Source organism: Colwellia sp. RSH04 (genome assembly GCF_003545765.1).
Lineage (GTDB): Bacteria > Pseudomonadota > Gammaproteobacteria > Enterobacterales > Alteromonadaceae > Colwellia.
The window spans coordinates 17,217-30,318 of sequence record NZ_QXIO01000015.1 but is presented as its reverse complement, the minus strand read 5'-3'; the positions used below and the strand labels follow the sequence as shown (position 1 = coordinate 30,318).

General features: G+C 37.2%; 12 protein-coding genes and 1 pseudogene. 3 read left to right on the top strand and 10 right to left on the bottom strand.

All coding sequences use genetic code 11. The features are described from left to right. Window positions 1-137 precede the first annotated feature (137 nt). The 3 genes and pseudogenes from D1094_RS19010 to D1094_RS17130 all read left to right on the top strand — a co-directional run. Window positions 138-327, top strand: a pseudogene (locus tag D1094_RS19010) (endonuclease III); the annotation flags it as partial. 300 nt (window positions 328-627) lie between these two features. Continuing rightward, on the top strand, window positions 628-888 hold the full coding sequence (locus D1094_RS17135) for a hypothetical protein (protein ID WP_118961331.1): 261 nt from the start codon (window positions 628-630) through the stop codon (window positions 886-888). Window positions 889-912: 24 nt separating this feature from the next. Then, window positions 913-1,620 carry a hypothetical protein gene (locus D1094_RS17130; protein ID WP_118961330.1) on the top strand — a complete coding sequence of 236 codons (708 nt, stop codon included), beginning with the start codon at window positions 913-915 and terminating at the stop codon, window positions 1,618-1,620. Between the two features lie 36 nt (window positions 1,621-1,656). Here D1094_RS17130 and D1094_RS17125 read toward each other — a convergent pair whose 3' ends face one another. From D1094_RS17125 to D1094_RS17080, 10 genes are all read right to left on the bottom strand, one after another. After that, on the bottom strand, window positions 1,657-2,382 hold the full coding sequence (locus D1094_RS17125) for a hypothetical protein (RefSeq protein WP_118961329.1): 726 nt from the start codon (window positions 2,380-2,382) through the stop codon (window positions 1,657-1,659). Between the two features lie 73 nt (window positions 2,383-2,455). Further along, on the bottom strand, window positions 2,456-2,878 hold the full coding sequence (locus D1094_RS17120) for a hypothetical protein (protein ID WP_118961328.1): 423 nt from the start codon (window positions 2,876-2,878) through the stop codon (window positions 2,456-2,458). Between the two features lie 483 nt (window positions 2,879-3,361). Beyond that, window positions 3,362-4,690, bottom strand: a complete 1,329-nt coding sequence (locus D1094_RS17115) for a PAS domain-containing sensor histidine kinase (protein WP_118961327.1) — start codon at window positions 4,688-4,690, stop codon at window positions 3,362-3,364. After that, entirely contained in the window at window positions 4,681-5,973 is a 1,293-nt protein-coding gene (locus D1094_RS17110; RefSeq protein WP_118961326.1) for a sigma-54 dependent transcriptional regulator, read from the bottom strand. The genes D1094_RS17115 and D1094_RS17110 overlap by 10 nt, the downstream gene beginning before the upstream one ends. Before the next feature lie 22 nt (window positions 5,974-5,995). Then, window positions 5,996-7,210 (bottom strand): ABC transporter permease, encoded by a 1,215-nt coding sequence (locus D1094_RS17105; protein WP_118961325.1) that lies wholly within the window; start codon window positions 7,208-7,210, stop codon window positions 5,996-5,998. Window positions 7,211-7,244: 34 nt separating this feature from the next. Next, window positions 7,245-8,528 carry an ABC transporter permease gene (locus D1094_RS17100; RefSeq protein ID WP_259337998.1) on the bottom strand — a complete coding sequence of 428 codons (1,284 nt, stop codon included), beginning with the start codon at window positions 8,526-8,528 and terminating at the stop codon, window positions 7,245-7,247. After that, entirely contained in the window at window positions 8,521-9,255 is a 735-nt protein-coding gene (locus D1094_RS17095; RefSeq protein WP_259337997.1) for an ABC transporter ATP-binding protein, read from the bottom strand. The genes D1094_RS17100 and D1094_RS17095 overlap by 8 nt, the downstream gene beginning before the upstream one ends. Before the next feature lie 72 nt (window positions 9,256-9,327). Then, window positions 9,328-10,599 carry an efflux RND transporter periplasmic adaptor subunit gene (locus D1094_RS17090; RefSeq protein ID WP_118961324.1) on the bottom strand — a complete coding sequence of 424 codons (1,272 nt, stop codon included), beginning with the start codon at window positions 10,597-10,599 and terminating at the stop codon, window positions 9,328-9,330. 256 nt (window positions 10,600-10,855) lie between these two features. Then, window positions 10,856-11,875 (bottom strand): serine hydrolase, encoded by a 1,020-nt coding sequence (locus tag D1094_RS17085; RefSeq protein WP_118961363.1) that lies wholly within the window; start codon window positions 11,873-11,875, stop codon window positions 10,856-10,858. Between the two features lie 477 nt (window positions 11,876-12,352). After that, the gene (locus D1094_RS17080) at window positions 12,353-13,024 is read right to left on the bottom strand and encodes an ABC transporter substrate-binding protein (protein ID WP_118961323.1); all 672 of its coding nucleotides are present in this window, start codon (window positions 13,022-13,024) and stop codon (window positions 12,353-12,355) included. Window positions 13,025-13,102 lie beyond the last annotated feature (78 nt).

The following is a 13,102-nucleotide window of genomic DNA, read 5'->3' as shown; positions in this document are numbered from 1 at the left end:
TCACATTGGATAAAATTTTTTGTAATTAACTTGTTCCCCATCATTAAAGTACCTATTTTCCTTGTTATCACCAAAAGCACTTTAAGTCGAAAACCATACAGGAAGTAAACCAAGCACTTTATCTAGCTTTATTATATTTTTGCTGGCCGACTATAGCGGTAGACACCCACATATTCGCGTGTCTAATCGGATTAAGCTCGCCATGGGGTGAACGATTGAAAAAGTTGAAGAAAGCTAATAAAAGTCGAGCCAAAAAAATTTAAAGTAGACTTGCACCATTGGCTAATTCTGCACGACCGTTCCACCTGCATTGCCCGTAAGTCTTAATGCTGCTCATGTATTATTGAAGATTTTTGTGAGTTTAAGGAAAAATTTGAATAGTCAAACGTGTGGAAAAGTATCTTTCGATCGCTCGCCTAGTTATTCGATATTTCGGAGAGTTTCATTAAACAGGTAGCCTGTTGATTCCATTTAAACTTTCTCGCAAAAGCTTAACTCACTGAAACATTGCTTTTCGATACTCGTTTGGCGCACAGCTACATATAAAAAAACGTTAAGTTACACCGCCGTTTAGCCGTTCACACATTTATATTAATCAACAGGGTTTGGAGCGTTAGTTTATATTTAATGGCTTGGTTCATGATCAATCAAGGTGGGCTTGGCAATACTAGATTTATTGATGGGCCTGCTGATATCGCCATTTCATTTTCCTCTTGTTTACCCCCTATGGCTATTGCTGAATTAGCATTCAGGGCAGAAAGATGCAGGTCATCACTACCGACTTTATTTGGAGCAATCGGAGTAACGTTACTCGCTTTACTTACTACGTTGGGTGTATACTCCGCTAGTACAATGATGTGGATACTCAGAACAACGACAGCATTTTAACACACTGTTCAAAGAGCTTTAGACATGCTATTTACTCGACTCAGGCAATACATTTTGAATAAAAACTATGGCTCATTCTTGTTAGAATTTTGCTTACTGGTGCTTGGTGTTTATCTGAGTTTGCAGGTCAATGAATGGCAAATAAATCGAGAGAATCGATCATTAGAATTACAATATCTAGAGCGACTGGAGAACGATTTCACAAAAAGCCATGAAGCGCTAGTGGACAATATTCAACGAATTGAATCCTCATTAGAGAAGCTAGCTTTTGGCTTAACCATTTTGACTAAAGACAAACGCAACGACGATGACTACCAGAAAGTCTTTGATGCGCTTCAAGGTTCCTCGATAACAGGCAATTTTTCGGTTTTTTTAGGTACTTTTGAAGAATTAAAAGACACTGGTTATATGCGGCTTATCGAATCGACTGAAATAAGAGATAACTTAGGTAATGTTTGGCAAAAGAGAATGGCTATTTCACAAATCAACGAGATCAGAAACCTGCTACGAAGCAATACCTTTCCTGTTATGGCGAAATACATAAAACCTATTGAAGGAAATAAAATTACTTTTGATTCTGATTTAGTAGAGCAAGACCCAAGAGAGCTTTATGTGGCAATGAGCATTATTCGCACAAACCTGAAAAATGATTTGAATGACTCAATTGAACTGCTTGAATTTGTTATAAAGTCTCTCACAGCAATTCGTAAAAGTATTAAAGTTAAAAAGTAGAACGTCGCAATACAGCCTTACATAACCACAATAGACTTAAGATGAAACTTTTACCATTGTATTACTGTTTGCTGAGCCACCTCTTCCCCCCACAAGCATGCTGCCATCATCAAGAAAAGAAAATACTATGTGGATAGGCGGACGATTATCATCGAATAAGTAGCTATATTTTTCTACAATTCTGTCCCGATCTGCTTGTGTTCTAGCGGTTGACATTTCATCCCTAAAAGGTTGTCCTTCCATTATACCTGCATAATGGCTGGCAAGCGCTCCGGTTGTTCTTAACGCTTCCTCAACTTGAGGATTTTCATTAAAAGCATGCTTGAGTTGATTAGTGTAAGCATAATCCAGAGGTAAAACTAACTGCCCTTGTTGATCAAACTCAATTGTAGCTGGCGGTTTAGGGATGTCATATTGTTGCATTAAGTCTTTAATTTTTTGCTCTGAATATTTAGCTAACGTATCAACATTATGTGCAGATGGTAATAATAACGGAACATCCATTAAGTTAACTGGCGTTTCTGAAGATGGTTTACGGGTAAAATAGTCATCAAGGTTAAGTTTTAATGAGCCTTTGTTGGTATCCATCGCCACAGTAGCTTTATTAGAGGCTTCATCAATGCCGCTATCTTTTTTTGACCCTGTCGATTGAATAGCTTCCATATAATCCTCAAACGTAGCACCGTTTGAACGGTTTACCGAGGTTTTATTTGTTTCTAATAAACTTTGATTAGCTAAGTTTGTATCACTTGTTATATACATAGTTACTTACTCATTTATTTTAATGAATGATAAAAATTGATAATGTGGCTGAATGTAAGTTGAAATTTTATTGTTAAGTTTCAACTGTTCTATCTCTAACTTTTGACTTTTCTTGTTCTTCCGTTCGTTCGGCAGCTTTTTTATATTCAGCTTCTTTTTCTTTTGATAAGTTTTCTAATAGTTTATCTTTGATATCATCTGGAATACTTTCATCATTTATGATGGCTTCCATTTTGTCGTTTATTTCTTCAATTTTCTCTCTATCAAGCCCCATTCGTTTGTCCAAAATAACCTGACGAGCTTTTTCAAGCATGGTCATGTTGTCATAAGCATTTAAATCGCCATACTTTAGTGTATACAGATTACCTTCATCTTTATTTAATGTTACTTGCTTCTCCATATCGGCTTGTTCACGAGCTTGTATTGATATAGAAACTTTATCTTGGTAGTCATTATTACTTAACGTTTGTTCTTTATTTGTCGTCGTATAAGCCACTATCTCTTTATTACTACTAGAGAAATTAATATTGCTATATGAATTGAAAGAAATTGAAGTCATCGTCACTATAAGATATTTGTAAACCTACAAGCTATTAGCAAATAATAGACCAAAACTGAAAGCAGCAGTTTTATATCAAGCAATTGAAAAAAAATATAATTATGGCAAGTTTTTGCCTTTCAAGGGAGAATTTTTGCCTCTTAGACTATCAGATAACTCTGTTCTCAATGCCCTTCGTCCCCTTCTTCTGGTATTTGCCAACAGAAAAGCTTTATCAGGCATTGAGTAATGTAAATTATGAGACGATAACTACCATTTTAATTTTAAATATTTCGACATTTTTAGAACATAATATCGACTGGAAATTGTGTTTAATGATCTACTTAACCTAAAAATCGGACAATAGTATTCTTGTACACATAAAGATTTTGATTCAAATAATAGTGAATATAGGGAATTAAACCAGAGTTGATAAATCGACTATTCTTTCGCTAATGGTAAGCTAAGCATTACTTGCAGGCCACCTTCAGGGTGATTGTTTAATGCTATCTTTCCGTGATGCGCATCAATAACTTCGCGACAGATGCTTAACCCTATGCCGCTCCCCTCTTTTTTAGTGGAGTAATAAGGTAAAAATGCTTTCTTCATCACATCTAAAGCCATACCTGGTCCTTGATCACGAATATTAATGTGTAGTGCAGACTCATCGATACTCAAATTTACTTGGATAGGCTTATTAGGAGAGAGCTCTTTGGCGTTTTTAAATACATTGATCAGAAGTTGTTCAACTTGCCCTTCGTCAGCATTGATTTCAATAGATGGCTTCGAAGATATTATTTCCAGTTGATAAGCTTCTTTAAATTGTTCGATGGTTTTTACGATATTGAAGTTTGTTTTTTGAGGAATAGAAAGTCGCGCCAATTGACTATAACTTTGAATAAATTCAGACAATTTTTTAATACGACCTGAAATCGTATTAAACACCCTATTTAATTGTGGCTCATTCAATCTATCTGCTAACACAAGTCCGCTATGACACATCGAGCTAATTGGCGCAATCGAGTTATTAAGTTCATGATTAATAACTTTTATGATTTTTTTCCATGTTTGCAACTCTTGCTGATGAAGCTCTTTAGTAATTGGCTTGAGTAAGATAAGTTCATGGCTTGATGCGTGCAGTTTCAATTGATGGCGAGACAAATGCCAACTTTGCTCTGTTTTATCATTAACGGCGTCAGCCGAACGGTTAACACCATCAAGTTCTTCTTTTATGAGTAGTTGTATAATGCCGTTATGTTTATCGTTATGTTGCAATAAATCAGGCATTTGCTGTTCAAGCACTTGTATCCATAATTTACCAAGTAGCATACTTGACTCTAAAAACTGTTGAGCAGCCAGATTAGCAAAAATTATAGTACCTCTATGATTAACTAGCACAGTAACCACATCAGAGGCATTGACAACTTTATCTAATAACAACTCTCGTTGGTATAACGATTGTTTTTCTTCACGCAGCTTTTCAGTGACTTGATTAAACAGAGTGATCAGTTGGTGTTGTTGTTCATCATTATATTGCTGATGATTTTCTGTCAGGCTGAAAGAAAAATCACCATCTTGTAAATTTCTTAAACCATCAAGTAACGCTTGAAAGGTTCGTGTTTTCTGTTGTTTTTCTCGCTTCAAATACATCACAGCAAGTACAATAATCAAGATACTATTACATGCAAACAAGCCAATATGCAGCGGGAGTAAAAGCATATAACTGACGAGAAAAAGAACATTAAGCAGTAACAATTTTACTATTTGCATAGTGCTTCTACATCTATTTGATATTTATCAATACGTCGGTACAGTGCTTGTCTGCTTAAACCTAACTCATTCGCTGCATGTTTTATTACGCCAGCATGTTTAGTCAATGCGGCTTCTATACGTTGTTGCTCATTAAGTGTCGGATTATTTTTTGGTGAATGATCAAAGCTACTTTCTGTAATGTGATTATCTGAAGCAAACACCATGGCTCGTTTACAGGCATTTTCAAGTTCGCGCACGTTACCTTGCCATGAATGTGACATTAAGAATTGTTTCGCTTCATCACTCAATGAATATTCGCTGCCAATGAAATGCATTGCCAATGGGATTATGTCTGCTTTACGCGCATTTAAAGTAGGCAAATGTAATTCAATCACGTTAAGGCGATAGTATAAATCTTCGCGAAAGCTTCCTTGTGTTACTGCTTTGGTTAAATCAGCGTTAGTTGCGCTTAGCACACGCACATCCACTTTTATCGTTTGGTTAGAACCTAAACGCTCGAATTCACCTGTTTGTAATACGCGTAACAACTTCATTTGGCCCGTCAGAGACAAGTTACCTATTTCATCAAGAAATAACGTACCACCATCTGCCGCCTCAAATCGACCTTCTCTTGATTGGTTCGCTCCGGTAAAAGCTCCTTTTTCTGCCCCGAATAGCTCAGCTTCCATCAGTTCGTGAGGCAAAGCGCCCATATTAACTTTGATAAAAGGAGCCGTTTGACGCGATGAGTGCTGATGAACATAGTCAGCTAACTTTTCCTTACCAGAACCATTTGCGCCAGTAATCAAGACGTTTACATCTGATGAAGCAACTTTTTTTGCATCAGCCATTAATGCGTGCATTTCCTCACTGTGATAAATCATCGAGTCTGGAGGCTGCTTACTTGAGCTATCTAGTTGTTCACTATTTTTATTCGTGTGTTCAGCAACCAACTTTAGCAGTTTGCTATCATCCCATGGTTTTTGTAAATAATCAGTCGCGCCTAATTTAACCAATTCTATTGCTGTCTCTAACTGCGTCCATGCAGTGATTAGTATTATTGGTACATTCGGTTTTAGTGCTTTTAATTCCTTAAAAAGTGACTTACCTTCACTTCCAGACGTGATGCCATGATCAAAGTTCATGTCTTGAATCACAAGATCTATGCGATATCGTGAAGCCGCCAACACGGCTTCCTTTCTATTGATCGCTTTTTGTACTTTGTAGCCATGTAAGCTAAGCAATAAATCAAGCGCTTCTAAAATATCTGGGTTGTCATCAATCACTAAAACTTGGATCATATCGTTCCTTGTCAAGCTGTTGTTATACTGTTTTTGTTGCAACAACGGGAGATATATTACTGGTACTATTTGCCGGTAACCACGTCGCTACTGTACCAGAAATAAAAACGATACCAATAGCAAACAAAAATAATAATGTATCAGGTTTACTCAAAGCAACATGTTGACTTAGCATAATATTAAAACCAAAAGCGACCAGTATACCGAGTAAACATCCGATACCATAAACTAACCAATTTTCGGTTAACACATACAGCAAAATATCTTTTTTACGCGCACCTAACGCTCGGCGAATGCCAATATATTTCTTCTGTCTTGAAATATGGAACTGTGAATAAGCATAACTACTAATTGCCGTAACAAAAAGCATTAAGCCGCACAGCAACATAAATAAATCAGCCAAACCTTGGTCATCTCTATAAAATTGCTTTAAGTGCTCTGTCATCGTGAATATACCGAAAATATCTCGTTCAGGTTGAACAGCTAAAATAGTATCGCTCACTTTGCTACGAACATTGTCCATTTGTCCCGGCTCTACATTGATGACGTAATAACGGCCTGCAAAAATATATTCCATGACGGTGTTAATAAACATACCATATTGTTTGTTTTCAGGGATTGTTGGGTCGAGAATAATATCTTTAATCACACCGACAATGAATCCATTATTAGTTTCTTGCCCGATTGCAGACTTATCCCCATAAAGCGCTTTTTTCAATGATTCTGTAATAACAACATTGCGCGTTTCATCACTCCCGAAATCTAACTGATCACTTTTATTAAGAAATCGCCCTTCAATTAACGACAGTCCCATCGCATCCATTAAATCTTCTTGAGCTAAAATGTATTTTACGTCCTGTAAATATTTATCGGTTCTTTCTTGCTCAGGGTTATCTAAATCATACATATTGCTGAGCATACCGCGAGATGCAATTGGTAATTGATTGGTAACTGATACGCTATTTACGCCTGATAACAGTTTCAGCTTTGCCATATCTTCGGTAACAATTGAGCGGAAATAATCGAGATCTCGATAGTTACCTGAGGTTGGGTGAGTCGACATCACCAGAATATTATCGGTATCAAGTCCGGTCGACTGTGATACTTTTTCGCTGGTATCGAATGCTAAAATAGTGCTGTTAACTAGCAAGCCTAACGTTATTGCTAATTGTAGAATTAACAGTCCTGTTGTAAATTTTCGCAACAATAAGGACTTAAATAGTGCTTTAATGTTCATGAGTTTTCCTTGTGGTATTACCCTAATGTTTTGATTATTTAAGTTCGGCTGAGATGGTGTAGCGACTCGCTCGATACAACGGATATAAAGCACTTGATACTGAAGTAATCAGTGCTAATAACATACCTAACACTAAAAGTTTACTGTCAAGCACAGCAATGTTAGCCAAATCAGGTAAAAACTCAGTTGAAAGTTTTAAAAACAACCAACTTAGTATCAAGGATATTAAACCTGCAATCGCCCCTAATAAGACACTTTCAGTAAGACCTTGCATTAACATCTGTTTGTTACTTGCACCAACCGCTCGACGCAAGCCAAATTCAAATTTGGCTGAATGAAAACGTGATAACAGTAAACTACTGGCGTTAAACACACATACACATAAAAACAATATTGACGCTAAGGTAAAAGCCAATACTTTTTGGTCGACGATTTTTTGCTCCAATAGCCATGCATTGACATCACGCAATTCATTACGAATATCAAGCGGATGCTCACCTGCATCTTTCAGTGTTTGGCTATAAGCGTCTAAATACTGTTGAAAAGCTTGCTGTTGGTTTTTATTTTCTAATTCTACCCATGCCTGAAGGTAGAACACGTCTCGGTCTCGGGTATATTGAACGCCTTTGTACCTAACGGTGGAAGCACTTCTCGCATGAATTGACCAACCTAAATCAATCGCTGTTTCTAGTGGCGCATAAATATCATCAGTTAAGTTAAACGCCCGACCTTCTGTAGCGTGATAAAACAACGGTCTGAGAGACCAAGGTTTTAATACACCAACGATAGTGAGTAACTCGCCGTCAAGTTCAAGTGTTTGACCGACACTGTTCTTTCCCGCAAATATTTTTTTGTTCAATTCATCGCCAATAACCACTTCCATGCCCGAGCTTTTAGCAAAACCATTACCGTAAGCAAAAGGGGCTTTGGTTAAGGCGAAAAAGCCAGGAGTAGTAGCCCTAACAGCTGAATCAAAACGCTGTAAACTCTTTGATTGTGAATCTCTAGCGTAAACATTAGATGCATAAAAAACCGTAGCATTTTTAGGAATATCCGAAGCCATGATTTTCATTGCTTCACGATATCGCAAGATATGAAATGGCTCAGCTTGCGGTGTATCATTTGGCCACGTATTCATACTGACATGAAATAATTGGTCGCTTTTTTCTGGAATAGGATCGCCAGCCATTGAGTTAACTAATGCTAAATTTGCACAGAGCAAACCAACACCAATTGATAATGTTAGTAGCACCAAAAAGTATAAAGATGGAGCGCGCTTAAAACTAAGCAACGCCAACTTAAGGTTGTAACTAAACATCTAATACCTCCTTAACATTTGTGTTATCTTTTGGAACATCTGAATGTAAAGGGGCGTAAATTTTAAAATCAGAAATTTGACCATCAATTATTTGAATATTTCGGCTTACTTCTCGTGCCTGATCGGGATCATGTGTCACCATAATAATTGTAGTGCCTTCTTGATTAAGGTTATGTAATAGCTCCATTACTTGGCGTGCCATCAGCGAATCTAAGTTACCGGTAGGCTCATCGGCTAATAGTATTTTAGGTTCACCAGCCAAAGCTCTTGCTATGGCCACGCGTTGTTGTTGCCCACCAGATAGTTGGCTAGGTAAGTAATCCGCACGCGAAGCTAAACCTACTTTTTCTAAAGCATGATCTACACGTCTCTTTCTCTCTGCAGCATTAAAACCGCGATAACGGAGCGGCATATCAATATTGTCGAAAATACTATAGTCCGGAATCAAATTATAACTTTGAAAAATAAAGCCTATTTTTTCATTTCTCAGCCTCGATAATTCATCATCTTGTAGACCATGAACACTCACTCCATCGAGTTTATATTCGCCTTGATCGAAGCTATCTAGTAGGCCTGCAACATTAAGGAATGTTGACTTGCCTGATCCTGAGGGGCCAGTAACTGCAACAAACTCACCGGCTTTAACTTCCAATGAAAAATCCCGTAACGCGTGTGTTTGAATGGTGTCGCTACGGTAGATACGTGAAACATTGTTCATAATTAACATAAATTTATTCCTTTATTCCTTTGAGCCCACAGTAAAAACTTAGGCTATATAATTTTTATAAATTGGACGAAGTTAGTCTGTAATATTTATTTGTTCAGCATTGTTAAAGTCTTGGTAGTCGGAAGTGATAATTTGATCACCTTCGATAACGCCTTGGATTAGTTCAATGTAATCAACGTTGCTCACGCCTGTAGCAATAGCAACTTTTTCCGCTGTATTCTCATCAATTTTTTTGAAAGCAAATTTTCCAGCTAATGAGCCAATAAATGGTCCACGTTTAACCATCAAAACATTAGGTTTAGTTTCAAACTCAATACGGGCATTAATTCGTTGATTTTGTCTCAATTGAATACTAGTTTGTGATGTTAGCTTGGCCCTAACCTTCACTTGATTACCTTTAATTTCGGGTGAAATTGCAATAATTTCACCACTGACTTCAACACCCGAAATCTTCATGGCAACGTTTAGACCTAAACCTAATTCATCAGCGTAAAATTCTGGAACACTGAGTTCGGCTTCATATTCTGATAAGTCGACAATCGTCATGATTGCGGTATTCGCTACAATTGAATTTTTTTGTGCAACTAACCAGTTACCAACAACACCAGTTACAGGTGCTTTGATCTCTAATGCCTCATGACGACGCATTAGTTCGTCCAAAATTAGTTGCTGTTTCTGGACTAAAAATTGACGATGCTGTTTTTCAAATGTTAGACGTTCCTTGGCCAATTCAACTCGCTTTGTCGCATGCTGATAGAAACGTTCTGCGTCAAGCAAAGCATCTTGGCTTTTTAGCCAATCGACTTCACTAATAATTTCTTTTTCATAGGCTATTTCAGCACGCTGCCTTTCACGCTTAGCCACGTTTAACAGTGACTGCGCATTGTTCATATTACTTTCTAAGTCAAGTTGAGCCTCTTTGTCCTCCAAGCCACCTCTGTTAGCGTTGATCGTTAGCTGGTCCAAAGTCGACTCTTGCTGTTTTATCAGCGCATCAAGTTCAGGGCTAATCAGTTGTGCGACAACTTGACCTTTTTCAACAGCCTCTCCCGGTCGAGCTATTAAAGTAATTTTCCCTACTTCAGTGCTATAAAGTTGTGGTGCATTTGCGGCGACAGCTTTCCCTGAAACTGATACATCTCTTATAAGGTCAGCGCGTATCACAGGAGATAACGTTATAGTATTACTCTCAACGGAGGGGGTAGAAGAGTACCATTGTTTTATAGAGGGCAGCGTAGCGTATGTAATGAAAGCTAAAACGACGATAATAACAATAAGCTGTTTAGGCATAGCCTTTTTAACCACATTAATACTTTCATCTTGGCTTTGTGTTCCTTCAATCATAAATTTATTCTCTAAACTGATTCTTAATCGTTATAGAGCAGCTATGATGCCAAGTTCAACTTTATTTTAACCAACTGTATTTAAAAGGATTTATATTCCAAAAATTTAAGCAAGTGTCCGTTCGGACAGCGCTTTTGTCCGAAACTGTCCATTAAAACTGAAGTGGACACTTGTATTTAATAGACTTTAATTAGGTAATCAACCCAAATATAGCCATAGGAAAAGCTAACGGTAGACTCTAACTTCTCCTACTTGCTTACTCATTACGCAAAATACTCATAATACGTGCATATACAATTTGCGTAAGTAGGACTTTATCGTTGCCCGTAATATTGGTAAGTTGAACAACAACAGTATCGATGTCTTTATGATAACAGGCGATGCTGGAGTAACCCAACACCCAACCAGTATGGTTGTATTCATAAATGCTACTGTATATTTGCCTTTCTTGCTCAGTAAATAAAGTCCCATTGTTTAGAGCCCGCAGAAATACTCCTACGTTATGCGCACTAGCCACATAACCTTGGTCTAGATGTTTGAAGTCTTCCTTATAACCGACATAATAGCCGCTCATGATTTCATTAGTTGGCGCTTCGTGGATAGAAAAGTAGGTGTCGTGCAAGCCTAAAGGTATTAAAATTTCATTTTTGATGTAGTCCGTATAATCATACCCTAATGTTCTCGTCATCACTTTTTGCAACAAGAGATAATTAGTATTTGAATACGCGTAGTCTTCGCCTGGCAAAAAGTCCGCAGGTTTATCTAACACTAATCTAATGCCATCCAATGAATCTGAAGCCCAATCAAAACCTGCTTGGTCAGTGAAACTTGGTATGCCGCTACGATGCTGCACCATCATTCGTAATGTTATTTTATCTGCATAAGCGATACGAGATGACAACTCAGGCAAATAGCTTGCAAGCGTATTATCTAAATTCAGTACCTTTGCTGCTGTCAGCTTAGCCACAGCGCTTGCCTCATATAGTTTAGCTATACTCGCTATTTTGAATAATGCCTTTCCATATGCTGGTCGCTTTTGTTCCCTATTGTGCCAGCCGCTTGCATATAATTGCGAGACTTTGTTAGCACCATCAACGTATACAATCATGCCAACTAGGCCATAATCATTAGCCTGCTGTATTTCTTTTTCTATACTATTAGGGATAGGTTTTAAATAATAAAGACCATACTCCCACGGGGAAAAATAATAAATACTGACAGTCGTCAGTGACAATGCAATTAGTGCTTTAAGTGTAATTTTTTTCCATTTTGACATAAGAATATATCTATATTTTTTGAAAAGCATAATGAATGTACCATTGCGTAAGCTCATCGGTATTTGTTAAGACGTGATGTACTTTTTCACTGTAAACAGCACTCTTGATTTAAACTGCCCCTTTAATGTAGTAGCAATAAATGTTGTTCTAACCATCAAAACAAATACTAGGAAGGGTACGCAGATAGTAATAACTCGTTATTTCAGTTGTAGAATGTAAAGCATATTTCCTTTACCTCTAACCGTTTAGGGAGTCTAAAAAAACACTCAAGCGTCTATAAAGATATTTAATCCTTGGAATTACCTAAATTTGATTAAGTTGAGTTGGCTATAGTGAATTAAACAGTGTACCAAAAAACTTCACTATAATGTTCTGATCTTAATAGGTTTAGCGATCCGTCCGGTTAAATGACAAGTAATAAAATACACATTACCAGCTATTAAGCGATAATGTCGATAAGTGCTAGTTTTTTACTATTAATGAATTTCAACCTTCATGTTGCCATAATCGATGAGTTCAGCTGCAGTAAAGCCTGCATTGTATTTATTCAAAATAGTATCGAGTTGGCCAGATTCTGCTAACTTAAGCATCTCAATATCAAATTTTTTAGATATATATTTGGCGGTTTGTAGATAATTAACCGCTGAGGAACAAGCAACATATACTGGCGCTTCAGATATACAACCGGCCGACTTTATTTTGCCTAATAAATTAAGCCGCTTTAATTCAAGCAATGTCGAATTTATAGAAAAAACAAAAGCGTCATAACGCCTTTTTATCAGTTTATTGATGTTCTGCTTTAAAAACCTGCCATGATAAGGCTGTAGCTGAAACTGCTCCGGATGCTCATGCATATAACCATTTAACTCTTCTAAAGATGCATCTTTCGCTACACCTATTTGTAAGTTTGTTAATGATAACGGACCTTTATAAAACCATTGAGAATCCTTTCTAACAAAGAAGCACATTTTTTGAATACCTACAGGAATATTAGGATAAAATAACTCTGGCGCTTCTTTTTTGGCGGGAGCTGATAAAGCAAAAGCTCGGCCTTCATGAACCAATTTTATTGCATGAGACCAAGGAAAATCCATTCGTTTAAAATTTCCTGGAACTTCAGCAGTAATCAGCTCGATAATTTCTGACACATAGCCACTTTGAGTATTATTATTGGAGCAAATTTGTGGGCACCAGTCTATCTCTGCTATTTGATATGTAGACTCAGC

Excerpts from the sequence above, each read along its gene's own strand:
- D1094_RS17130 (WP_118961330.1), top strand. The coding sequence starts at position 913 with ATGCTATTTACTCGACTCAGGCAATACATTTTGAATAAAAACTATGGC.
- D1094_RS17110 (WP_118961326.1), bottom strand. The coding sequence starts at position 5,973 with ATGATCCAAGTTTTAGTGATTGATGACAACCCAGATATTTTAGAAGCG.
- D1094_RS17085 (WP_118961363.1), bottom strand. The coding sequence starts at position 11,875 with ATGTCAAAATGGAAAAAAATTACACTTAAAGCACTAATTGCATTGTCA.
- D1094_RS17090 (WP_118961324.1), bottom strand. The coding sequence starts at position 10,599 with ATGATTGAAGGAACACAAAGCCAAGATGAAAGTATTAATGTGGTTAAA.
- D1094_RS17135 (WP_118961331.1), top strand. The coding sequence starts at position 628 with ATGGCTTGGTTCATGATCAATCAAGGTGGGCTTGGCAATACTAGATTT.
- D1094_RS17115 (WP_118961327.1), bottom strand. The coding sequence starts at position 4,690 with ATGCAAATAGTAAAATTGTTACTGCTTAATGTTCTTTTTCTCGTCAGT.
- D1094_RS17125 (WP_118961329.1), bottom strand. The coding sequence starts at position 2,382 with ATGTATATAACAAGTGATACAAACTTAGCTAATCAAAGTTTATTAGAA.
- D1094_RS17095 (WP_259337997.1), bottom strand. The coding sequence starts at position 9,255 with ATGTTAATTATGAACAATGTTTCACGTATCTACCGTAGCGACACCATT.
- D1094_RS17105 (WP_118961325.1), bottom strand. The coding sequence starts at position 7,210 with ATGAACATTAAAGCACTATTTAAGTCCTTATTGTTGCGAAAATTTACA.
- D1094_RS17100 (WP_259337998.1), bottom strand. The coding sequence starts at position 8,528 with ATGTTTAGTTACAACCTTAAGTTGGCGTTGCTTAGTTTTAAGCGCGCT.